Genomic DNA, 23,668 nt, shown 5'->3' on the forward strand with positions numbered 1-23,668 from the left:
ATTATTTGAATTAATGAGGAACTTGGTAATTAGAGAGGAATAAAAATGAATAAGAAAAGTCTGGAATTACTAGTGAAGATATGTGGTATTTTTTTGATACTGGCTTTTATTTTTAAGTTTGCTGGAGGAGAAAGCTTAAATTATAAATATGTGGATAACGGTATGCCTCAAATGGCAGGGATGCTGGAGGAACTGACGGCAGGTATGGTTGTAAGACAGGATTTTACTGTTGAGTCAGAAACTTTAGAGACTATTGATTTGCCAGTTTCAACATACGGAAGAGAAAATGAGGGACTTCTTCAATTGGAGCTTGCAGATAGTAATGGAAATGTAATTGCCAGCCATAGTGAGGATGTGAAGAATTTATTGGATACAGCACCTTTTAGGTGGGCACTAGTGCCAGCAATTGAGAATACAAAAGGGAAGACTTATCAGCTAAGACTGACGACAACATCAGGAGTGGGAACCGCCCCTACCGTTTTTTTCTCATGGCTTGACACGGGAAAAATTTTGGTAAATGATGAAGTGCGTACCGGAGTGATGATATGTTTTGATTATGTAGGGAAGAATTATTTTTTGTTTGGAGTTTACTATTGGTATTTTGTTTTCATTGGCTTATTATTACTTGTCTTATATGGTTTTTGGAGTGTATTTTGTGAAAAGAAGGGAAAAATCACAATAGTTTTATACCTGATTATAGTATGGAGACGCTATGAGTTTTTGATTAAGCAAATGGTGTCCAGAGATTTCAAGACAAAATATAAGAGGTCAATCTTGGGATATTTGTGGAGTTTTTTAAACCCGTTATTGACCATGATGGTTCAGTACATTGTGTTCTCGCAGGTGTTTCGTTCCAGTATTAATAATTTTCCTGTTTACTTATTATCGGCAACCATATTATTTGGTTTTTTTACAGAAGCAGTGGGACAGGGGCTTACGTCTATTGTAGGCAATGCTTCTTTGATTACGAAAGTATATGTGCCTAAGTATATTTATCCCATAACAAAAGTAGTGTCTTGTTCTATCAATTTAATAATTTCAATTATTCCTCTATTAATAGTTACCTTGCTGACTGGAGGGCAAATAACAAAAGCAATATTGGTGCTGCCTTTTGTATTGGTATGTCTTCTGCTGTTTAGTGCTGGTATGTCATTGCTGCTCTCTACGACTATGGTTTTCTTTCGGGACACACAATACCTGTGGGGAATTATAAGTTTGGCATGGATGTATGCAACTCCGTTGTTTTATCCGGAAAGTATTATTCCTGATAAGTTTCGGCTTATACTAACCTTGAATCCAATGTATCACTATATCCACTTTGCCAGAACGGTTCTGATGGAGGGGATTTCTCCAGAACCAGCAGCATATTTGACTTGTGGATGCACTGCAATGTTAATGTGTGCCGCAGGGATGTTGGTTTTTAAAAGGTTTCAGGATAGATTTGTATTATTTGTATAGAGGTGGAATATGATAAATGTCGAACATGTAACTATGAAATTTAAGATGACAAATGACAAGATTATAAGCCTTAAGGAAACGGTAGTTGCACTTTTGTCAGGGAAATTACAGTATGAAAAATTTACTGTTTTAGAAGATATAAGCTTTGAGGTAAAAAAAGGAGAGGTTGTCGGAATTATTGGAAAAAATGGAGCAGGCAAGAGTACGCTGCTGAAAATCATCTCTGGAGTATTAAAACCTACCAAGGGAAAGGTGTCTGTCAATGGAAATATTGTGCCTATGCTTGAATTAGGTTCTGGATTTGATCCGGAATTAACCGGAAGAGAAAATGTATATTTAAATGGGGCGATTTTAGGGTATAGAGAAGCGTTTCTGAAGGAAAAGTATCCAGAGATTCTGGAATTTTCAGAACTAGGTGAATTTATCAATATGCCTATAAGAAATTACTCATCAGGTATGATGATGAGGCTGGCATTTTCAATAGCAACGGTAGTTTGTCCAGAAGTATTGATTGTAGATGAGATACTATCGGTAGGCGATGAAGGATTTCAAAATAAAAGCAGGGCACGTATGCTGGAATTGATGAGTGGAGGTACCACTGTACTTTTTGTTTCTCATAGTTTAACGCAGGTTGAAGAAATGTGCGACCGTGTAGTCTGGCTGGACCAGCAAAAAGTAAGAATGACTGGAACGGCAAAGGAGGTATGTAAGGCATATAAAGAATATTGGAAGTAGGACAAATCAAAGGAGGATAAATTAAGATGAAAGTAGCAGTAACGGGAGCCAATGGCTATATTGGCAGATTTGTAACAGGAGAATTATTGGATAATGGATATGAGGTGGTTGCGGTAGATTTAAGGTTTGATGGAGTGGATTCCAGAGCAATTCAGTGCAAAGCATCAGTTCTGGATGCGGGAGATGATGTATTTGAGATCATTGGAAAACCAGAGTACTGTATCCATTTGGCATGGCAGGATGGATTTGTCCACAATGCTTTATCACATATGGAGAATTTATCGGGTCATTTTTCTTTTCTGAGACATTTAATGGATGGAGGCTGTAAAGATATTACAATAATGGGTACAATGCACGAAATCGGCTACTGGGAAGGGAAAATAGAAGCTGATACGCCATGCAATCCTTTATCTTTATATGGAATTGCCAAGAATGCATTAAGACAATCAATATTATCAATAGCCAAGGATAAAAATGTGAATTTGAAGTGGCTGCGCGCGTATTATATTTTAGGAGATGATTTACATAATAATTCAATCTTCACAAAATTGGTTCAGGCAGAAGCAGAAGGAAAAACAAAATTCCCATTTACATCAGGAAAGAATAGGTATGACTTTATTGATGTGAAAGAACTGGGAAAACAGATAGCAGCGGTTGGGATTCAGAACGAGTATACTGGTATTATTAATGCGTGTACTGGCAATCCAATTTCTCTGGGGGATAAGGTTGAAGCTTATATTAAAGATAACAATATGAATATAGAATTAAAGTATGGTGCATTTCCAGACCGAGCATACGATTCACCGATTGTTTATGGTGATAGTACAATTATTGATAATATAATGAAGAAGACAACCTTAAAATAGGAGTGTATAATCATGAAAAGATATGCAATTTACTTTTTCTACGATAAGGATGGAATCGTTGATGATTATAATATCTATTTGTTAAATGATTTAAAAAAGAATGTAGATTATTTAATGGTTGTTTCTAATGGCGTGTTAAAGGAATCAGGAAAAGAACGATTACGTTGTGTGTCGGATGAAGTTTATGAAAGAGAAAACGAAGGATTTGATGTTTGGGCATATAAAAAGGGGATGGAAAAGACCGGTTGGGAGGTCTTAAGTGGATATGATGAACTAATTCTACTGAACTTTACAAATTTGGGTCCAATATATCCATTTTCAGAAATGTTCATGGAAACAGATACATATGATGTAGATTTTTGGGGGATTACCGAACATTATGGACATAGTTTTGACCCCTATAATAAATGTAAATATGGCTTTATACCAAGACATATTCAGTCCAGCTTTATTGCCATCCGTAAGTCAATGTTAATAAGCAGAGACTTTCAAGAGTATTGGAAAGATATGCCTATGATTTTCAATTATAAAGAAGCAGTCTGCTACCATGAGGCAATTTTTACTGAGGATTTTACTGGAAAGGGATATAAATCAAGGGTATATATTGAAACCAAAGATTTAAAGGAGTTTAGTAATTATCCATTGATGCTGTATCCTGTGGAGTTAATAAAAAATCGTAAGTGTCCAATTTTTAAGCGTGAGACTTTTTTTTATAAGTATGAGGAGTTTCTTGATATTAGCTGTGGACAGCCTGGGTTAGAATTGTATGAGTATTTACGGGATTATACGAATTATGATTTGAACCTTATTTGGGATAATCTTTTGAGAACTGCGAATATGTATGATGTGAAGCAAAGAATGCAGTTGAATTATATATTATCCACAGAGGTTAAGACGGCCAAAACACAGACGAATAAAAAAATAGCACTGTTTATGCATATATATTCCATGGAACTTGCTGAGATGTGTAAGTGCTATGCTGAATATATGCCCTCATACGCAGATATCTGCTTAACGACAGACACAGAAGAAAAAATAGCTCAATTGAAACAAGTGTTTTCTACGTTTGATGAGAGCAGGATTCATATTGTAAAAGTTACTAATAGAGGCAGAGATGTAGGTGCATTATTAATTGGGTTAAAAGAATACATAGATAGATATGATTATATATGCTTTATGCATGATAAGAAGTCGGATCATAATGTGCCCAGAATGGTTGGAGAATCCTTTGCATACCATTGCTATCAAAATACATTGCCTAACGCAGTTTTTGCAGAAAATGTTATTGATTTATTTGAGAAAAATCCTCGATTAGGATTATTAGTTCCACCAACTCCTTGTCATGGACCATATCATAGCCTAATTGGTATGGAATGGCAAAGTAATTATAAGAATGTAGTAGATTTGGCAAAAAGATGGGGAATAGAAGTAGATATTAGTGAGTCCAAACCACCTGTGGCACCATTAGGAACCACCTTCTGGTTCAGAAAAGAAGCTCTTAAAAAATTGTATGAAGTTGGGCTTACATACAGTGATTTCCCGGCGGAGCCAACAGGAAGCAATGACGGCAATATTATGCATGCAATTGAACGTTTGTATCCATTTGCTGCCCAGCAGAGTGGATATTATTGTGCATGGGGGCTTAGTGACAAATATGCTAAAATGGAAATTACGAATTTATGTAAGATGCTCCGTGATGTGAACCAAACGCTATTTTTAAATTATGGTGTAGATGATAGGGAACTTATGTTACACAAGATTAGCGTGACAAAGCAGCAGTTAGATAGAAAAAATGCACCCTTTAGAAAAATGAAAGATATAATGCGTAAGATTATTGGGAATTCATTATATGTGAGACTTTGGAAGGTAAAGGAAAGAGCCATTGGAGGTTATAGAAGTTCTGAGTTTACAAGGTATGGAAAATAATATGCTTACAAACTTTGATTTTAAGAAAGATGTGAAAATATTATAAAAATTATGGATACAATAAGAGGAGAGAACAAATGATTTTAGGTAAGAACCCGAAACGAATTGCATTCTATGTATTTTATGATAAAGATGGAATACTTGATGACTTTGTATCATATCAAGTGGCAGATTTGAAAAAAAATGTTGATCACATATTATTTTTAGCTAATGGTAAACTTACTTACGAGTCACGAAAAAAAATCCAACCGTTTGTAGACGAAATTTTTGTTCGCGAAAACGAGGGGTTTGAGGTAGAAGCATATAGGAAAGGAATAGAACTCACTGGCTGGGATAAATTGGCTGAATATGATGAACTTATTATGATGAACGACACCTGCTTCGGTCCCATATATCCATTTAAGGAGGCATTTGATTGGGCTGCTGCAGAAGATCTGGACTTTTGGGGATTGACTACTCATGGAGAAATGCCTGTCAATATATTTACTGTTTATAAATATAATTATATTCCCGAACACATTCAGTCGAGTTTTTTGGTTATAAGAAATAGCCTTTTAACAAGCAGAGAATATCATGAATTTTGGAAACAACTTCCTCAAATTAAAAGCTATGGTGATTCTGTCGGCTACTATGAAACAGTTTTTACAAAAGATTTTAGGGATAAAGGATATAAAGCTGAAGTGTACTGTAATTCTGAAGATTTGAAGAAAGTATCTTATTATCCGTTGATGTTCATGCCAACAGAGATGGCCAAGAATCGCCGCTGTCCAGTTTTTAAAAGAAAGGTTTTTTTTGGTTATCACCCTTATGAGGATCGCGATAGTGGCACATTTGGGGGCCAGGTTTCTGAATTTATTCGATTCTTAGAAGAAGAAACGGAATATGACATGAATATGGTATGGGATAATCTTCTTCGTACCTGTCATATGGAACAGTTAAAGCATTATTGCAACTTTAATCGTGTGTTACCATATGACTATTCGGTGAGAGAAAATAACTCTAAGGTGTTAATCGTCGTTCATATATATTACAATGATTTAACTAATTATGTTGTGAGTTACCTTAAAAATGCACCAGAATATTGTGATATTCTTATAACTGTGAGCAATGAAGAAAATAAGCAGACTTTTATAGAAGAATCAAAAAAGGTCAATCTTAAAAACAACACGAAATTTATAATGATTGAGAATCGTGGGCGGGATGTATCTGCCTTGCTTATTGGTGCGTATGAGGATTACAAAAATTATGACTTAGTATTTTTTCTTCACGACAAAAAAACAGTGGTTGTCGAACCATGGTCCATAGGTGCTTCGTGGCAGGATAAATGTTTTGAAAATTTACTTGGAACTCCTGCTTATATAGAAAATATTGTTAGTCTTTTCGAGAAAGAAAAACGACTGGGAATGGCATTTCCACCATCCCCTTTTTCTGCAAGCAATGCATATGCTTGGTTAATGACTTGGCAATGGACAGATAATTATTCCGCTACAGAGAAATTAATAAAAGATTTCAAGCTAAGTGTTCCAATTTCTCAAGACAGAGAGCCAGTCGCTCCTCTGGGTACTATGTTTGTGTTTCGTCCTAAGGCTCTTGAAAAGTTATTTGATGGCTACAAAGGTATTGGATGGAAATATGAGGATTTTCCCAAGGAGCCGAATGGAAACAACGGAACTCTTTTGCATGCAATTGAAAGAGGATATCCGTACTTTGTCCAGGAAGCGGGGTATTATGTCTGTTGGCTGCTAAATAGTGAGTGGGCACAGGTTGAGCTGCAGACATATTATTATGGGTGGTATAAGGAGAGAATGCAGGTAAATGACATTAATGGTATTTGTTCGAATGGTGAGGTAAATGCTATAAAGAATTCAACCTCATGGAAAGTTACAAAACCGCTCAGAGCATTTGGTGATTTATTAGTCAAATTACATTTGAAGAGGTAACATGTTTTTTGCAGAAATTGAACTAAAATAAATGAGAGGAAAAGTATGATTATCAGTATCTGAAGATATCATATAGGAAAAAATATGTTTATCCCTATTATCATGACGTTGGATCCTACGGCAGAAGCATCTTTTATGTGGGCGTTCCATAAATTGGCTTCCATAGGAAAAGGCTACAAGTGGCCTGTTGTGGCACAAAAAGAATATTTTGATATATATAAGATATTTGAAGTTCCAGATTCATTTAGTGAATTGTATGATGTCCCTTTGGATACTGAAGGCGTGCTGGAAAATATTATTCCTGTTGAAATTCCAGAACACATAATAAACAATTACAGACAACAATTTCCTTCACGAACAGATGCATATGTAAATTCATTTGTAGATAAATGGACTGAATTAGTAGAGTATTTATATGAAAGATTAAGTTCTATAATATTGAAAGAGGGAAAAGCTGTTGAAGGTCTAATACTATTTAGATATTATAGATGCTTTGAGGATTTAGCCCACAAGTTAAATGTTCCAACCTTTTATTTTGAATTGGGATTAAGAGTTCCTGATTATAGAAATACTTTTTATTGGTCGAAAAGTGGATTGCAGGGAAAAGCTGGATTTGAAAGTAGATTTGCTAAATTTAATATAGAGTTCACAGAAAAACCCGTATTGGTTTTGGAATCGAAAGAAATACTAGCCCTCTTTTTAAGAGAAGATAAATTATCCTATTTAAATACACATATACCGAAAGAGTATGAATTTGGTATTTTGGGTGGTTATAGTATCCCTCAAGCTAGCAGTGCTTTTAATCAGATAACATTGGCAGAGGAGCTGATGTTGGTGAGAAAATGGTACTCAAATGATAAAATAATAATAAAGAAGCATCCGGGAGATCCCCTAGACGGAACTCCTCACTTTCCTAATATTGAGAAAATTGGAATCACATCAGCTCAGTTTATTCAGAAGTGTAAACGAGTTGTAACTGCAGGTTCTAATGTAACTTTTGAAGCTGCTCTCTATGGGGTTCCGGCATATGATTTGGGTTGGTCTCAATATTCATTTATTAGTAATTCATCATTAAAAGAATTGACAGATGAATTACCAGATAATATTAAATTGAATTTTATAGCATTTTGTTGCTTGGCTCCATTGGAATTATTGAAGGATATTAATTATATAAGGAAAGCAATTACGTTAGATTCAGAATTGGAAATGTATAAATTAAACTTGGATTATTATTTGAGAGATTATGGTCTGACATATGAAGAATTAGCAGCATCGGATAACCGATTGGAACTGATTTTACAGTCAAGGTTGAATAAAGAATACTTGAAGGTAATGCCAAAGGGTAACTTAACACCAGTAGCAGAGCTTCAAATTGAATTGAACCACACTTTAAATAAGGAGAAAGAACAAACTAAAATAAATAGTGAATTATTTAAGGAAGTGGAATGTGTTAAGGAAAAAAATAAAGAGCTAAATGAAGAATTAGCACAGCTTAAAGAGAAATACAGCCTACTAGAAAATGAATCTAATCTGTTGCAAGTAAATAATAAAAAGAATATTGACAGCCTAAAAGAACTCAATAATTTAAATACAATAATGAATGTGAAGTTGAAAGATGCAGAGCAACTGTGTGGTGAAAAAGAAGCATTGTATCGTGAGATTTTAGAATCTACATCTTACAAATCAAAACCTTTTAGAAAGTTTGCAGATTTATTGAAAAGAAAAGTATAAATGGATTGAGTGACAGGTTCGTCTGAGTAGATGCCAGAGGTATACCCCAGCGTCATTTACAGAAGGGAGAGTTCTATGAAAAATGCATGTTTTATACCTATAAAATCTAATTCTGAACGAGTCTTAGGTAAAAATTTTAGGGTTTTAAATGGAAAAAAGTTATATGAATACATCATTACGAATGCTATTGAGGCACAATGCTTTGATGATGTTTATGTTGATACTAATAGCGAAGAAATAAAGAAATATGCGAATGAATTAGGTGTTAAAGTTATTGATAGAGAGCCTAGATTGGCTGAAAACACAGCGAATGGAAATGATTTGTTGGTTTATCAACAAGAACTTCATCCAGAATATGACTATTATTTTCAGCTATTTGCTACAGCACCATATTTACAACCCGATAGCATTCGAAATTGTGCTAACTTTATGCTAAATAGTGAAGAGTTTGATTCGTGTTTTACAGCAGTACCAAATCACGGCTTTTATTGGCTTAATAACTTACCTGTTAATTATAGACCGGATGTTTTGCCTCGCTCACAAGATTTGGTTCCAGTCATGGAAGAAACAACTGGAATGTATGGTATTTCATCGGAATCTTTAAAAAAATATAAATCGAGAATTGGAAGAAAGCCTTATATTTATTGTGTTAATAAATTTGAAGCCGTTGATATTAATACAGAAGAAGATTTGAAAATGGCTGAATTTGTTGGGAAGTTCTATTGGGGGAATTGTTTTTATGAAAGAAGGGACAATTGCAAATGAAAATTTTGATTACTGGTGGGTCGGGATTTATTGGTAACGCAATTATTAATGAATTATCAAAAGATAAGTGCAATGAGCTTGTGGTATTAGATGCGCTTACGGAGCAAATTCATGGGAAAAAGACAGAGGAGTCCTATCTGTATAAAGGTATTGCAGATAAATGCCATTTTATTAGGGGAGATATTAGGGATTATCAGTTAGTAGAACAGGTAGTTAAAGACTGTAATTATATTATTCATCTGGCAGCAGAAACAGGTACAGGGCAGTCGATGTATCAGATTAACCAATATAATGAAGTGAATATCATGGGGACTTCTAATCTTTTTCAGGCAATTTCTGCCACAGGAGTGAAACTTGAGAAATTTATTCTGGCGTCTTCACGTTCTGTGTATGGAGAAGGAAAATATGAGTGCCCAGTTCATAAAACTGTATATCCAGAAGTCAGAAAAGTAGAAGATATGAAAACAGGAGACTTCACAATGCACTGTCCGATTTGTAATGGAAGATTGCAAACGGTTCCAACAGATGAAGCTAGTAAGATTGCCCCTAATTCTTTGTACGCATTTACTAAATATGCGCAGGAAAAGATGGTGGAAACAATGTGTAAAGCAAAGCAGATTGAATATATGATTTTTCGCTTTCAGAATGTTTATGGGATAGGACAATCCTTGAAGAACCCCTATACAGGAATTTTGTCAATCTTTTCGACACTGCTTCTTGATAATAAGAAAGTAAATGTATTTGAGGATGGAGCGGAAAGCAGAGATTTTATAAATGTGGAAGATGTAGCGTCCGCTGTTATAAAATCTTTGGGTGAGAAGGAAACGAATGGTGAAATAATTAATCTGGGGAGTGGTGTAGGAACCAGTGTAATAGAAATTGTAGAAACATTAAAGCGATTATACGGAAGCGAATCGGAAATTTGCATAACTGGGGATTTTCGTGTTGGAGATATCGCACATAATATTGCAGATATAAAAAAGGCAGAGAAATTACTGGGATTCAAACCGTCTGTTTCTTTGGAAGATGGACTGCGGGAATTTACTGCATGGGTTAAAGGACAGGAGTCTGATAATAGTGGTTATGAGGCTTCCTTGAAAGAAATGGAGCTGGCAGGCATGTATATAAGGAAGGGATTATAAGGTGAAATAGGTGATTAAAGAAAGACGGTTTGACCTAGATTTTATAAGAGTATTTTCTTGTTTGTGTGTGCTAATCATACACTTTAACGCAACATTAAGTGGGTGGTTTAATGGGATTTTTGTATATCCCAATGCAGTGTTTCCCAATTATATCTTTAAACACTTGTATCTGGGCGGACTTGGTGTAAGTATGTTTTTTATGCTGACAGGTGCAGCTCTTAGTATTACCTATCCCCAAGGTTGTGCAGGAAGTTTTAGAGATTTGCTTGTTTTTTATAAAAAACGTTTTATCAGTATTTATCCTATGTTCTGGATTGCCTGGATTGCCTTTTGCTTGTATAATTTGTTGACATATAAGAGTATGACAGATGCCCCACTTAGGAATATGGTGCTTTCTCTCGCAGGAGCTGACGCTTATATGACTGCCTTAGGAATTGAAGGGCTAGGAGGATTTTATCTAGTTGGAGAGTGGTTTCTAGGTTGTATAGTTTTGCTTTACGTTATCTATCTAGCAATTGATTATGGTGTGCGAAAAAGGCCGATAGTTGTAACCTTGTTAGTGTTAATAACCTATATAATTTTCAATAATCTCATTACAATTCCGATTATAAGTAGTTCGGTCAGTGTTTTCTTGCGTATTCCAGAACTGTTATTTGGAATGTTTTTTGTGAAGTATTTAAAAATTAAATCTAGGAAGGAACGGCTTTTTTGTATCGGAATAGCATTTATTGTCGGTATTATTTTTTATATACATGCTGATTTTGTTGTAAGTTATTTAGGAGATCTTACTTACCAAATTGTAATGAGTGCTTGTGTTTTTACAATTCTAGCATACTTAGCACCTAGTGTTAAATCTTTAAGATTGAGAACCATTTTTATTGATATTTCCAAATATACATATGCAATTTTCTTGGTACATCACCAAATAACATACATTTTGGTAAGAGGATTTGATTTATCTAATATGCCAAAACGCATACTATATTTACTGTTTATTGCTTATCTCATAATAACTGGAGTAGTTTCAGTATTGTTAGTCAAAACTGTTGGCCTTTTCAAAAATAGTTTATGGATAACAAAAAAGGAATGCATCTGAGTGCAGGAATGGAAGCAAAAGGATAAGATTGCTGGAAAATATCAGGAAGGTTACTATTATGAGCGGTAGAGAACTGTAAATTGTAAGAAATAGTAGGGAAAATTAGATTGGAAACTGTAATATATATTTGATATGTGTATCTATCGGACGATTTATGGTGTTTAGATTTAAGTAGAATTAATGAAAAATGAGGAGGGACAAATGGGAAAAATAAAGGTTACAAAATGTGAGATTGAAGGACTTTGTGTAATTGAGTCAATGGTGTATAGGGATGAGCGTGGATACTTTGTTGAAACTTATAATCAGAATGATTTTAGAGAAGCTGGTCTGGATATGATATTTGTTCAGGACAACCAATCTATGTCAGTAAAAGGGGTACTTCGTGGTCTTCATTTTCAGAAACAGTTTCCCCAAGGCAAATTGGTTCGCTGCATACGTGGTGCTGTATTTGATGTAGCAGTGGATTTACGAACTGATTCTAATACATATGGAAAATGGTTTGGTGTTGAACTGACGGCTGAGAATAAACAACAGTTTTATATTCCAGAAGGTTTTGCACATGGTTTTCTTGTTTTATCTGACGAGGCTGAGTTTGCATATAAATGTACAGATTTTTATCATCCAGGTGACGAGGGTGGAATCCTGTGGAATGATTCGGAAATAGGGATTGATTGGCCAGTTGAAAATGATATGCAGTTAATCATATCAGAGAAAGACCAGAAGTGGTTGGGAATTCGTGATACTGTTAGATTATGATGTAATAATGAGGTCTCACTTGAGACCTCATTATTGGTATAATAAAGTGCTTGGTTATTTAGAAAATGCATTTAGAAAACAACAGGAAGGCCATTATTATGAACAATATTTTTTTGAATATGATAAGTCAATTAATACAGCACCCACAACAGGCATTGTATTACATGAAACCATCAAAAATCATGCGAGCACTATATTATTTGCGGCATGGCGGATTAAAGGGTGTATCCAGGATTCTGGATGAACGGTTATTGATGGGAGCCGATTTGAAGTTGGATTTAGTTATTAAAAAGGATATATATGAGAATGATATTACGGGATATCCTCCAATTGCATTACCTAAAATAGTTGAACCACTTGTATCAATCATCATACCGGTTTATAATCAGTTTGCGTACACGTACAGTTGTCTGAGAGCAATTGCAGAACATTCTGGCAATGTTTCATATGAGGTTATTCTGGCTGATGATTGCTCCACAGATTTGACCTCACAAATTGAAAAAGTAATAAAGAATATTCGTGTAGTCCGAACAGATAAAAATTTACGTTTTTTGAAAAATTGTAATTATTCAGCAGAGTTTGCCAGAGGAAAGTATTATCTGTTTTTAAACAATGATACGCAGGTACAGCCAGGATGGCTGGAGCCACTGGTACAATTATTGGAGGAAAATCTGGATATTGGCTTGACAGGCTCCAGGTTGGTGTATCCGGATGGGAGACTGCAGGAAGCTGGTGGAATCCTGTGGAAAGATGGAAGTGCATGGAATTATGGACATGGGAATAATCCAGCACTGCCAGAATATCATTATGTAAAAGAAGTCGATTATATTTCTGGGGCATCTATGATGGTGCGCAGTGAATTGTGGAAACAACTGGGGGGGTTTGACGAGCATTTTGTACCAGCTTATTGTGAAGACAGTGATTTCGCTTTTTCCATCCGGAAAGCAGGGTATCGGGTGGTGTATCAGCCACTTTCAGTGGTGGTGCACTTTGAGGGCATCTCTAATGGTACGGATGTTTCATCAGGATTAAAAGCTTATCAGATAGAAAATCAGATGAAGCTTTATGAAAAGTGGAAAGATGTCCTCGAAAAGGAGCATTTGCCCAATGGACAAGATCCATTCCTGGCACGTGATCGAAGCCAGATGAAAAAGAAAATCCTTATCATAGATCACAGAGTACCATGGTATGATAAAGATGCCGGTGCCAGAAATGTATTTATGTATACTCGGATTTTTTTTCAGTTGGGATTGAAAGTTACATTTATGCCAGATAATTACTTTCCTCAAGAGCCATATACGCAGGAGATGGAACAGTTGGGAATAGAAGTATTATACGGGAATTACTATTTTAAGTACTGTAAAGAATGGCTGAAAGATAATGTACGCTATTATGATTACATATATGTGAACCGTCCTCATATTGCGATAAAGTACATGGATTTGCTGAAAGAATATGCGAAAGGCAAGATAATTTATTTTGGTCATGATTTGCATTATTTGAGAGAATATCGCCAATATGAGGTGAGTCATGATGAGTCTTATCTTGTGTCTTCAAAAAAGTGGAAAACCATGGAGCTTGACCTTATGCAGAAAGCGGATGTGGTTTATGTGGTCGGAGATTACGAGTATGAGGTTTTGAAAAAGGAATTTCCAGAAAAGCCGCTGCGCAATATCCCGATTTTCACGTATGAGCCGTTGGATGAAACCTGTGAGCCTATTTTAGAGGGGCGAAAGAATCTGCTGTTTGTAGGAGGATTTGGACATCCGCCTAATATTGATGCAGTCTTGTGGTTTGCCAAGGAGGTTTTTCCCAAAATTCAGGAGGTCTATCCAGATATAATTTGGAACATTGTAGGAGCGAATCCGACTGATGAGGTTAAGTCTGTTGAAAATGATCACATTCATTTACTTGGTTTTGTGTCTGACGAACGTTTGAAAGAATTGTATCGGGAATGTCGGCTGGTTGTAGTTCCGCTTCGCTATGGAGCGGGTGTTAAGGGAAAAGTAGTGGAAAGCGTTTACAACCAAAGCCCAATGATTACAACACCGGTTGGTGCAGAAGGATTGAGCCTGGAAGAGGACGCCTTTGCAATAGCTAAAGCAGATGATAGTTTTGCAGATCGTGTGATTGCGCTGTATGGAGATGATGATGAATTGATGAGATTAATGAGTCATTCCAGGGATTTTATTAATCATCACTTCACCAAAGATCAGGCACTGGAGGTTGTATTGAAGGATATTCACCCATAACAATACAAACTCAGTTTCGTTTGATAAGATGTTTATATTTATTTAAGCTGCGGAAAAAATAGCATATCCAATAATAGCATGCAGGAATTATGGAAACACCTATATGGCGATAGACGCGATAGGTCATAATTCCTGCTTTTATTTTATTCCCAGACTTTGAGGTAGAACTGATACGATATATCAGTAGGGGCTGATCAATGCCATAGGCACTGATCTTTTCATTCTGCAATATTTTAAGCCAAACGGCAAAGTCTTCATGCATCTCGGATCCATTTTCCATAGGGTAACGGAGCATCAATTCCTTATGGATAAGAACGGAGGAGCAGGATATGATATTTTGTTTTAGTAGTTCTTTATAGAAGATTTCCAATGGAACCGGTAGGCAATATTCCAAAGACACACTGTTTTCATTTATGAAAGCTGATCCAGTAAATATAAAACAGGCTTGTTTTTCAGCCGCAAGGCGCAATTGAAGTTCTAATTTTTGTGGATGCCAGCAATCATCACTGTCAATATAAGCAATCCACTCACCCTGAGCCAGAGAGACACCACGATTCCGGGACTCTGCAACCCCTTTGTTAGAAGGGTTTCTAAAGTAGTGAATATTATCGCTATGTTCTGTATAACTTTTACATATATGAGGTGTCTGATCGTGAGAACAATCATCTATGATAATTAATTCCCAATCAGTACAGGTTTGAGATAAGATGGATTTAATGGATTCTTCAATGTAGCGTTCAGCATTGTACGCAGGCATAATAATACTAGTCATAAAGGCTCCGATCAATTATATTTATAATGCAAAGCAGTTAAGATATCTAAATATATTATAATCAAAAATGAAGGTATCTTCAAGGAAATAATAATATTTTAACTGGTTTTGTGGGAAGATCTGCTCTACAAAGTTACTCCGGATTTTAATAGCCTCCATTAGGACTGTCATTTCCATACCGACTCCACAATTGGGTATGTTCAGATAGTTTCCATAAGCATGTCTGCCCAGAAATTAGTTACCTTGGAACTTCCCCTTTTAGTATTTCATGGCCTATTACATATTTTAGATCATCAATCAGCAGTACTTTTTGCTATTAAGCATGAATCAGGCTATTTCCTGTCCCACCAGCACCAGTTCCATAGCACTAATTCAATTAAATTTCTTCCTTAAGTCTTTTTTATTCAATACCAAAATCCCACTATCAGCTTTTTAACTATGACACAGGTTGATGGGGGCGACATCTGATTATCTTTTTTCCACAGCATCCCAGGTTCCTCCAATCATAAAATAATTTCTTTACTTATATCATTATATTTTATCAACAGATTCTTAATTATTTGATATCTTTTACATTAATCTTTTACAGTCTGCCTATGAGAAGTTAGAAAATATAGAAAATCAAAAAACCCCTTGCATTTTATCTCTACATAGAGTAATATATAACTACATAGAGATAATATAGGAGAATGCAATGGCAAAAACAGAGTTAAAAATCCTAATTGGCCTCCATCGGGCCGTAAACTATATTGACCGTCAATCAACCAAGATTTTTTCCGAGTACCAACTTACCATAGGCCAATTTGCCGTATTGGAGGCATTATACCACAAAGGAGACATGACCATCGGTCAGGTTCAGGAAAAAATATTAAGTTCCAGCGGGACCATTCCTCTTATTATAAATAACCTTGAAAAAAGAGGGTATCTTATAAGGAAAGCAGACAGCAAGGATAAAAGGCGGTGCATTCTCCATATCACAGCTCAGGGACAGGAGTTGATTGGTCAGGTTTACCCAAGAAATGAAGCCAGGATTATTGAGTTAATGGCTCATTGGACTGATGAAGAAAAACAACAACTGGCAATATTATTAAAAAAGTTTGGAGATGAGATTAATGGAGAGAAAGATTAAAAGACAGGTTACAGGCTTTAGAACCCAGGACGGTGCCGGCGTGAACCTGGTCAGGGTATTAGGGCATGAAACAATGGAGGAGTACGACCCCATTCTGATGCTGGATTCCTTTGACAGCACGAATCCCGATGAGTACACAGCCGGATTCCCCATGCACCCTCATAGGGGCATAGAAACCATCAGTTATGTATACCGCGGGCAGATGGTTCACAGGGACAGCTTAGGAAATGAAGATTCTATTTCCGATGGAGAAGTCCAGTGGATGACGGCAGGTTCCGGTATCCTGCATGAAGAAAAATTGCCCGCATCAGAACGAATGCTAGGAGTGCAGTTGTGGTTGAATTTACCGTCAAAGGATAAAATGACCGCCCCTTCTTACCACAGCATCAAAAATGCTGAGATTGAAGAGATAGATTTTAAAAATGGAAAGCTGAGGCTGCTTGCCGGGCATTACAAGGACAGAAAGGGATACATGGGCAGATATCTTCCCCTTGATTACTACGATATCCATCTTGATCCCAACGCATCTATTATCATAGATACAGAGCCAAACCGCTCGGTTATGATTTTTACCTTGTCAGGAGAGATCACAGTTGGAGGCGAACTGGTGAGAGAGAAGACAGCAGCAAAGCTTACTTTAGGAGACAAGGTTGAGATAATAAGCACTGAGAAACCAGCCCAGGTATTATTTATAAGCTCAATGCCTCTGGGAGAGCCAATAGCCTGGGGAGGACCTATCGTAATGAATACGAAAGCAGAATTGCAAAAAGCTTTTGCGGATCTGGACCAGGGAACTTTTTTACAAAAGAAAATGTCATATGATAACAAATAAAAATGTTTTAATAAAATTAGGAGGTATTAAAATGGGCATTATTGAATCATTAGAAAAGCGAAGAAGCTATTACAGCATTAAAAAGGAACTTCCCGTTGAAACTGGCGAAGTTATTGAACGGATTGAAAAATTAACAGAACTGGTACCCGATGCGTTTAATATGAAAAGCTCCCGCATTGTTGTAGCTTTAGGTGAAAAGCAGGAGTTATTATGGGACTCTATTTACGACGTTTTTGAGGGCCAGGTTCCAAGAGAAAAAATTGACAGCTTTAAAACCGGTGCAGGAACGATTCTATATTTCTACGATCAGGAGGTCGTAAAAGGATTGCAGGGACAGTTCCCACTGTATGCGGATAATTTTCCGGCATGGGCGATGCAGTCCAGTGCAATGCTTCAAATAAGCATTTGGAGCGGGCTTAGGGAATTAGGGATCGGCGCTTCCTTACAGCACTATAATCCGGTTATAGACAAGAAAGTCCGTGAACTGTTTGATTTACCAGAAAGCTATCTGCTGATTGCCCAAATGCCTTTCGGAGGGATTGTAAAGGAGCCTGATCTAAAAGAGAAGGAAGACATCTCCAAAAGGGTTCGAATTGAAAAATAATAATTAATTTCCATTTCTAATTTGGAAAATAGGGATAAACGGTCCCCAGATAATAGAACACAGAAAAAAAGACTCTCTCTTTTTTATTGTTCTTGACTAGGGGTACCGTTTATCTCTTTTTCTTCCGGCCGTTTCTGGCCAACTTATAAAGCTCATCATAGCAGCTTATCGCATTACTATCTAAATTATCCTCAAAAAAATATATTCTATGGCATAAGCACTTTTTTCAGCGCCTCCTTAATCAGCAGGGCCTTTTTCGGCTCATTCCAGTAGGCTGGAACGTCGATGGACAGAGCGACGATGGTTTTTCCGCTGCAAAAGATGGAAACAGCAAATATTCAAGGAAGTTACCATCTTATATAAGAAAATCCACCTTTCCTATTGTAGTTTCTTTGGAATCCACCTTTGCGATATGCAGAACGCTGTTTTTAAATCGGATTGCGAACTGGCATATCTCATAGGTTATCTTGAATGCGTATACCGCTTCAGATTAGATAAACCGCATAACATTATGGTCACCATATAGGAATTATCTACCATATAGGAGCCAATGCCAATGCCGTAAAGACCTGCATCACTACGTAAGGCTATAAAATTTCTGCTTGTCATTGTATGCAGGATAGGAGCAATTGCAATCCTTAACACATTTTTTCTGGAGGCCCTCCAATAGAAAGACATAATCTTAAGGGGAGTTCAGATCAAAGTTTGCTGCCAGAAGCCTATCTTAAGTACCTCGGATGAGGATACAGAACTGTTATAAGCAATTATAAAGAAAATGATGGCACTGTAAGAAGTGCATAAATATTACGATCAAAATTAAGATATATTATACAAAAATATCAATATAAGTTGACAAAAATAATAATAATAGCTATAATAAGAGTAAGTTAATTAATAAAGTTTATAAAGTAAGTATAAGGCGGATGAAATTATGGCTGAGATGGTTGGAAAACCAAGTGTAATAAAATTATTAAATAAAGATGTGGTAGAAGGAATTATTCGCAGCAATGGTCCAATCACAAAACCGGAGATAGCCAAACGTTCACAGCTAAGTCTGGTTACTGTAAATAAAACAGTTGCTATACTGATTCAGGAGGAAAAAGTAAGAGTCAGTGGAGCCAGCGAATCCACTGGTGGCAGGAGAGCACAGTTCTTTGAAATTAATAATGAATCAAATTTTTATATCGGTCTTTATTATTATAAGAATCATTATATTGGAGCCATTTCAGATTCCATCGGTGAATTAATTTATGAGCAGGAATTTCCCACCAGAGTGGATATCTATGAAGAGGTCATGGAAGATACATATGCAGCGCTGGACAGTCTCATTGAAAAGTGCGGTGATCATAAGATAAAAGCCATAGGGATTGGTGTTCCTGGAGTCGTAAAGGAAGGTACCATTACCAATATTCCCAATATCCCTTCCTGGGAAGGGAAAGATATTTCGGGCATTTTATCAGATAAATATCTGCTTCCGGTTCTGCTTGAGAACGATATTAATCTGACTACGTTGGGAATTTATAATACAGAGTATCAGAATAATAAAGTCAGAAATATGGCTTTGATTTATCTGGATCAGGGAATTGGATCAGGATTTATCATTAACCAGTCGCTGTTTAAAGGTTCCAGTAACTTTGCCGGAGAGTTAAGTTACATACCGGTGAAGCAGTATTTTCCTATAAAAGGAAAGGTGACCAGATACACAGGTAACTTTGAAACACAAATATCATTAATCAGTGAAGCAATTGAACAATCCTCCGGATTGTCAGAGCAAGAGCTGTATAAAGATATGCTGATTCGGACAATTATCGAAGGCCTGTTAAGTGTTATCTGTGTTTTGAACCCTGAAATCATCGTTATGAAGCATAGCTGTCTGACGGAACATGATTGTCGAAAGATAGAGCGGGAGCTGGCAAACTGGGTGGATGAAAGCAATGTTCCCTCCATTATAAATGCGGCAGATTTAAGCAAAAGCAGTATTCAAGGTGTAATTCGTATGTGCATTTGGGAAAGCACTTCTTCCTATTCATTATCTAATAAAAAGCGAGGTTGATAAGATGAAATATTTATTGTCAGTAGATGGGGGAGGTACCAAAACAGAATTTTATATCAGCGATCTGCAAGGTAATATGATAGATACTTTTACAACTGGATCCACCAGCATCAAGTCAGTAGGCTTGGATAAATCCTATGACCAGCTAAAGGCAGGGATCGAACGGCTAAAAGAGACATATAAAATTACGCCTGATAATATTTTGATGGGAGTGTTTGGAATGTCAGGATGTGATTCGGATAATGATTATCAGATGATTCTTGATCAGATTTTAAGTCTGGGATTTACAAAAGACAATGTTCATTTATGCAACGACGGGGTACTGGCATTTTATGCACAGACACAGGAACCGGGAATTGTAGTGATAGCTGGAACCGGTTCAATCGTAATCGGGATAGATAAACAGGGAGAGGTCATACGTTCAGGAGGATGGGGTTACCATTTCAGTGATATTGGATCCGGCTATTGGATCGGATGTGAGATACTTAAGAGAACTCTTCTATATTGTGATAACTGTTACCCATATGCACCTGTATTTGAACAGGTCAGAGGCTATTTCCAGGCGGAGAGTTATACAGAGCTTCCATATATTGTGACAGAAATTAAAGATATTAATCAAATTGCAGGTCTGGCTTATGAAGTTGTAAAAGCAGCCGATGAGCAGGAAGAATTATCCATTGAAATATTAAAAGACGGAGCCAAACAATTGGCTGATCAGGTTGTGGGTATGGTAAAACAAATGGATTTATCAGAGGCCCCAGAGATTGTTTTTTCAGGCGGAGTATTAAAAAGCAAGATTTATCAAGACTTGCTTGCGTCAGAAATCAGACAATTAATTCCTAGTCAGGAAATTCAGTTTTATGTTCAGAAGAATAAGCCATCCTATGGAGGAATAAAGTTAGCTCAGCGGCTGCTGGATAAGGAAAAAGAAATTGTCCTGCAGGTATTCACCGGAGGATATTTGAATAAAGAGACTACTTATGAAGAAGTGGAAAGCAAATTAAAACCAATACTGGAAAATGTAAGGGTGACAAAGGTAATTATCGGATGGACAGTTGATGAGGAACTGTATAAAAAGATAAAATTACTGGTACATATGTATCAGGCGGAATTATATTTATGGATGCCAGTTTTTTCAGAGACAGGATTGCTGGAACCGGTAAGTTTTCTGCAGGATTTCCGGGGTGAGGAAGTAAAAAGTTACCGGCTGAATGCCGGAGAAAATTTTGAGTTTTATTGTCCTAATGTAAAACAAAACAGAGAGAGTGTAAAACATATTTATGAAAAACATTTTAGTAAAATAAGCTTTGATGGAATATTTTTAGATAAAATCAGGTACTCTTCATTTTCCAATAAAATTACCGGAGTGTTTAGCTGCTTCTGCCCAGAGTGTATGAAGAAGTATCAGGAAAAACAACTGGATGCCGATGAATTACGGATGGAGATGGACAAAGTTATTGATGGGCTGGAAGGTTATGACAGACACCCGTTAAAATGCTTGACTTATGAAGATGGAAGCTATCGGTTTGATAATCCGATCTGGAAAAAATTTTTTGACTGTAAAGCAGATTTTATCTATGATTCGTTAAAAGAAATTACCGGTTACTTCCGGGAGCAGGGCCTAAAGATCGGCATGGATGTGTTATCACCTTTTTTAACACATTTTATCGGACAGGATCTGTCAAGGCTTAAAGGATTAACAGATTTTATGAAACCTATGATGTATCGGATTACCTGTGCTCCGGCAGGACTTCCATTTGAATATGACAGCTTCCTGACAGGTACTACTAGCATTGATACCGATATAGTAAGGAGAGAGTTTAATCAACTGCTTGGAATTAAGCCAAGCGGGGATAACCGCTTTGATCTCGATTTTGTGAAATCAGAACTTGATATCATGGAGCGAATGGATATACCAGTATATTGCGGGATTGAAGTAAACAGAATTAAGGATGTTGTACCGGCAGATCCGGATTATATAAAAGATACTATTAATAGTCTGTCTCAAACCAATATTAAAGGCTTTGTGTTATCCTGGGATATTCTATCGGCACCTGAAGAAAATATTGAGGCAGTCTACCATTGCTTTGGAGGCAGGGGTGAAATGCAATGAATCAGATATTAGAGATGAAGCACATATATAAAGATTTTGGGGCCGTAAAAGTGTTGAATGACATTGACTTTTCATTGGGAAAAGGTGAGGTCAGAGCTCTTTTAGGTGCCAATGGTGCAGGAAAATCTACATTGATTAAAATACTGGGCGGTGTTCATGCGCCAACCAAAGGTGAAATTTACTTAAGAGGAAATAAGATAAATTTTAAGGACAGTTATCATTCAAAGCAATCAGGCATTAGTGTGATCTATCAGGAACTAAGTCTGGTACCTACACTATCGGTAATAGACAATATATTTCTTGGCAGGGAAGTGGTTTCCGGCGTCTTTTTAAAAAAAGAAGAGATGAAAAAAGAATATGAAGATATTTGCCGGCGGTTTTCATTTGATATTCCTGCAAATGCGATTGTGTCTAAGCTGAGCATTGCCAAGCAGCAGATGGTAGAGATTATGAAAGCAGTATCCTGTGATACTGAGATCATTATCATGGATGAGCCTACAACCTCACTTACTAATAATGAGAAAGCAAGCCTTTTTGGAATTATAGCAAAGTTAAAAGCAGCTGGGAAAAGCATAATCTATATATCACATATTTTAGATGAGATCTTTCTGAATTGTGACAGCGCCAGCATTATGAGAAATGGCATTATGGTCGGAAGCTATGATGTAAAGAACCTTACAAAAGAAAAGATTACTCAGTTGATGACTGGTATTGATAGCAGCAATATTGCTGGAAAAAAGCAGACCTTTCATGCAGATTATACAAGCGAACCAGTTTTGGAAGTTAGAAATCTAGGCCGGGGAGATGTGATAAAGGATGTGTCCTTTAAAGTCCATAAAGGTGAAGTGGTAGGAATTGCCGGTCTGGTCGGTTCTAAACGGACGGAGATCATTAATCTGATTTATGGAGTGGACCATTGTGACCGCGGTGAAATTTTAAGAAATGGAACAGTTGTAAAGATAAGATCGCCTAAACAGGCGATTCACCATAAGATTGGTTTTATTCCGGAAGACAGAAAACATCTTGGCTTGATACTAGGACAGGAAATATATAAAAATTCTACGGCCGTCCAGGTTGAAAAGTTTAAGACGTCAGGATTCTTAAATAAAGGGAAAGAAATAGAATTCGCTGAATTTGCAGTAAAGAAACTGGGCATTAAGATCAGCAATGTAAAACAGAAGGTAAAAGAGCTGAGCGGCGGCAATCAGCAGAAGGTTGTAGTATCCAAATGGCTGAATCAGGATATGGATTTGATTATTTATGATGAACCTACCAAAGGAATTGATATTGCGGCTAAGGAAGACATTTTTCATACGATAGAGGAATTCTCAGGACAGGGAATAGGGGTCATATTTATTTCGTCCGATTTAGAGGAAGTGATCCGTGTTGCAGACCGGGTACTGGTAGTCAGAGATGGAACGATTGTTAGTGAGTTGAATAATGACAATCTTACAGTTCAGGAAATTATGGATAAGATTTTTGATGTATAGAGGAGATG

General features: G+C 36.6%; 18 protein-coding genes. 17 read left to right on the forward strand and 1 reads right to left on the reverse strand.

Features of this window, described 5'->3' with window-relative positions:
- The first annotated feature begins 45 nt into the window (after window positions 1-45).
- The 11 genes from AC27IJ_RS24750 to AC27IJ_RS24800 all read left to right on the forward strand — a co-directional run bounded on the left by AC27IJ_RS24750 (window position 46) and on the right by AC27IJ_RS24800 (window position 14,667).
- Window positions 46-1,458 carry an ABC transporter permease gene (locus tag AC27IJ_RS24750; RefSeq protein WP_312447100.1) on the forward strand — a complete coding sequence of 471 codons (1,413 nt, stop codon included), beginning with the start codon at window positions 46-48 and terminating at the stop codon, window positions 1,456-1,458.
- 9 nt (window positions 1,459-1,467) lie between these two features.
- On the forward strand, window positions 1,468-2,193 hold the full coding sequence (locus AC27IJ_RS24755) for an ABC transporter ATP-binding protein (protein WP_312447102.1): 726 nt from the start codon (window positions 1,468-1,470) through the stop codon (window positions 2,191-2,193).
- A gap of 26 nt (window positions 2,194-2,219) precedes the next feature.
- Window positions 2,220-3,059 carry an NAD-dependent epimerase/dehydratase family protein gene (locus AC27IJ_RS24760; protein ID WP_312447104.1) on the forward strand — a complete coding sequence of 280 codons (840 nt, stop codon included), beginning with the start codon at window positions 2,220-2,222 and terminating at the stop codon, window positions 3,057-3,059.
- Between the two features lie 12 nt (window positions 3,060-3,071).
- The gene (locus AC27IJ_RS24765; protein WP_312447106.1) at window positions 3,072-4,985 is read left to right on the forward strand and encodes a rhamnan synthesis F family protein; all 1,914 of its coding nucleotides are present in this window, start codon (window positions 3,072-3,074) and stop codon (window positions 4,983-4,985) included.
- Between the two features lie 77 nt (window positions 4,986-5,062).
- The gene (locus AC27IJ_RS24770) at window positions 5,063-6,925 is read left to right on the forward strand and encodes a rhamnan synthesis F family protein (RefSeq protein WP_312447109.1); all 1,863 of its coding nucleotides are present in this window, start codon (window positions 5,063-5,065) and stop codon (window positions 6,923-6,925) included.
- Between the two features lie 84 nt (window positions 6,926-7,009).
- Window positions 7,010-8,656 (forward strand): GT99 family glycosyltransferase N-terminal domain-containing protein, encoded by a 1,647-nt coding sequence (locus AC27IJ_RS24775; protein ID WP_487151232.1) that lies wholly within the window; start codon window positions 7,010-7,012, stop codon window positions 8,654-8,656.
- Window positions 8,657-8,731: 75 nt separating this feature from the next.
- Window positions 8,732-9,421, forward strand: coding sequence for an acylneuraminate cytidylyltransferase family protein (locus AC27IJ_RS24780; RefSeq protein WP_353097081.1), 690 nt, complete (start codon window positions 8,732-8,734; stop codon window positions 9,419-9,421).
- A complete protein-coding gene (locus AC27IJ_RS24785; protein WP_312447116.1) occupies window positions 9,418-10,563 on the forward strand; it encodes an NAD-dependent epimerase/dehydratase family protein in 1,146 nt (381 codons plus the stop codon). Before AC27IJ_RS24780 ends, AC27IJ_RS24785 begins: the two co-directional genes overlap by 4 nt.
- A 10-nt stretch (window positions 10,564-10,573) precedes the next feature.
- The gene (locus tag AC27IJ_RS24790; RefSeq protein ID WP_487151235.1) at window positions 10,574-11,659 is read left to right on the forward strand and encodes an acyltransferase family protein; all 1,086 of its coding nucleotides are present in this window, start codon (window positions 10,574-10,576) and stop codon (window positions 11,657-11,659) included.
- A gap of 201 nt (window positions 11,660-11,860) precedes the next feature.
- Window positions 11,861-12,415 (forward strand): dTDP-4-dehydrorhamnose 3,5-epimerase, encoded by a 555-nt coding sequence (gene rfbC, locus AC27IJ_RS24795; protein WP_312447119.1) that lies wholly within the window; start codon window positions 11,861-11,863, stop codon window positions 12,413-12,415.
- Between the two features lie 98 nt (window positions 12,416-12,513).
- Complete coding sequence (locus AC27IJ_RS24800; protein WP_312447120.1) at window positions 12,514-14,667, forward strand: glycosyltransferase; 2,154 nt, start codon at window positions 12,514-12,516, stop codon at window positions 14,665-14,667.
- 10 nt (window positions 14,668-14,677) lie between these two features.
- Here AC27IJ_RS24800 and AC27IJ_RS24805 read toward each other — a convergent pair whose 3' ends face one another.
- The gene (locus AC27IJ_RS24805; protein WP_312447122.1) at window positions 14,678-15,439 is read right to left on the reverse strand and encodes a glycosyltransferase family 2 protein; all 762 of its coding nucleotides are present in this window, start codon (window positions 15,437-15,439) and stop codon (window positions 14,678-14,680) included.
- 694 nt (window positions 15,440-16,133) lie between these two features.
- Here AC27IJ_RS24805 and AC27IJ_RS24810 point away from each other — a divergent pair.
- From AC27IJ_RS24810 to AC27IJ_RS24835, 6 genes are all read left to right on the forward strand, one after another.
- Window positions 16,134-16,568 carry a MarR family winged helix-turn-helix transcriptional regulator gene (locus tag AC27IJ_RS24810; protein WP_487151238.1) on the forward strand — a complete coding sequence of 145 codons (435 nt, stop codon included), beginning with the start codon at window positions 16,134-16,136 and terminating at the stop codon, window positions 16,566-16,568.
- The gene (locus AC27IJ_RS24815) at window positions 16,552-17,400 is read left to right on the forward strand and encodes a pirin family protein (RefSeq protein WP_487151240.1); all 849 of its coding nucleotides are present in this window, start codon (window positions 16,552-16,554) and stop codon (window positions 17,398-17,400) included. The genes AC27IJ_RS24810 and AC27IJ_RS24815 overlap by 17 nt, the downstream gene beginning before the upstream one ends.
- A gap of 31 nt (window positions 17,401-17,431) precedes the next feature.
- Window positions 17,432-18,004, forward strand: coding sequence for a nitroreductase family protein (locus AC27IJ_RS24820; RefSeq protein WP_312447133.1), 573 nt, complete (start codon window positions 17,432-17,434; stop codon window positions 18,002-18,004).
- Between the two features lie 931 nt (window positions 18,005-18,935).
- Window positions 18,936-20,057: an ROK family protein gene (locus AC27IJ_RS24825; RefSeq protein WP_487151242.1), complete on the forward strand. Its 1,122-nt coding sequence runs from the start codon at window positions 18,936-18,938 to the stop codon at window positions 20,055-20,057.
- 4 nt (window positions 20,058-20,061) lie between these two features.
- Entirely contained in the window at window positions 20,062-22,170 is a 2,109-nt protein-coding gene (locus tag AC27IJ_RS24830) for a BadF/BadG/BcrA/BcrD ATPase family protein (RefSeq protein ID WP_487151244.1), read from the forward strand.
- Window positions 22,167-23,660: a sugar ABC transporter ATP-binding protein gene (locus tag AC27IJ_RS24835; RefSeq protein ID WP_313257377.1), complete on the forward strand. Its 1,494-nt coding sequence runs from the start codon at window positions 22,167-22,169 to the stop codon at window positions 23,658-23,660. Before AC27IJ_RS24830 ends, AC27IJ_RS24835 begins: the two co-directional genes overlap by 4 nt.
- Window positions 23,661-23,668: the final 8 nt, after the last annotated feature.

The sequence above is a fragment of the Lacrimispora sp. YZC11 genome (assembly GCF_057543815.1).

Excerpts from the sequence above, each read along its gene's own strand:
- AC27IJ_RS24750 (WP_312447100.1), top strand. The coding sequence starts at position 46 with ATGAATAAGAAAAGTCTGGAATTACTAGTGAAGATATGTGGTATTTTT.
- AC27IJ_RS24755 (WP_312447102.1), top strand. The coding sequence starts at position 1,468 with ATGATAAATGTCGAACATGTAACTATGAAATTTAAGATGACAAATGAC.
- AC27IJ_RS24760 (WP_312447104.1), top strand. The coding sequence starts at position 2,220 with ATGAAAGTAGCAGTAACGGGAGCCAATGGCTATATTGGCAGATTTGTA.
- AC27IJ_RS24765 (WP_312447106.1), top strand. The coding sequence starts at position 3,072 with ATGAAAAGATATGCAATTTACTTTTTCTACGATAAGGATGGAATCGTT.
- AC27IJ_RS24770 (WP_312447109.1), top strand. The coding sequence starts at position 5,063 with ATGATTTTAGGTAAGAACCCGAAACGAATTGCATTCTATGTATTTTAT.
- AC27IJ_RS24775 (WP_487151232.1), top strand. The coding sequence starts at position 7,010 with ATGTTTATCCCTATTATCATGACGTTGGATCCTACGGCAGAAGCATCT.
- AC27IJ_RS24780 (WP_353097081.1), top strand. The coding sequence starts at position 8,732 with ATGAAAAATGCATGTTTTATACCTATAAAATCTAATTCTGAACGAGTC.
- AC27IJ_RS24785 (WP_312447116.1), top strand. The coding sequence starts at position 9,418 with ATGAAAATTTTGATTACTGGTGGGTCGGGATTTATTGGTAACGCAATT.
- rfbC (WP_312447119.1), top strand. The coding sequence starts at position 11,861 with ATGGGAAAAATAAAGGTTACAAAATGTGAGATTGAAGGACTTTGTGTA.
- AC27IJ_RS24800 (WP_312447120.1), top strand. The coding sequence starts at position 12,514 with ATGAACAATATTTTTTTGAATATGATAAGTCAATTAATACAGCACCCA.
- AC27IJ_RS24805 (WP_312447122.1), bottom strand. The coding sequence starts at position 15,439 with ATGACTAGTATTATTATGCCTGCGTACAATGCTGAACGCTACATTGAA.
- AC27IJ_RS24810 (WP_487151238.1), top strand. The coding sequence starts at position 16,134 with ATGGCAAAAACAGAGTTAAAAATCCTAATTGGCCTCCATCGGGCCGTA.
- AC27IJ_RS24815 (WP_487151240.1), top strand. The coding sequence starts at position 16,552 with ATGGAGAGAAAGATTAAAAGACAGGTTACAGGCTTTAGAACCCAGGAC.
- AC27IJ_RS24820 (WP_312447133.1), top strand. The coding sequence starts at position 17,432 with ATGGGCATTATTGAATCATTAGAAAAGCGAAGAAGCTATTACAGCATT.
- AC27IJ_RS24825 (WP_487151242.1), top strand. The coding sequence starts at position 18,936 with ATGGCTGAGATGGTTGGAAAACCAAGTGTAATAAAATTATTAAATAAA.
- AC27IJ_RS24830 (WP_487151244.1), top strand. The coding sequence starts at position 20,062 with ATGAAATATTTATTGTCAGTAGATGGGGGAGGTACCAAAACAGAATTT.
- AC27IJ_RS24835 (WP_313257377.1), top strand. The coding sequence starts at position 22,167 with ATGAATCAGATATTAGAGATGAAGCACATATATAAAGATTTTGGGGCC.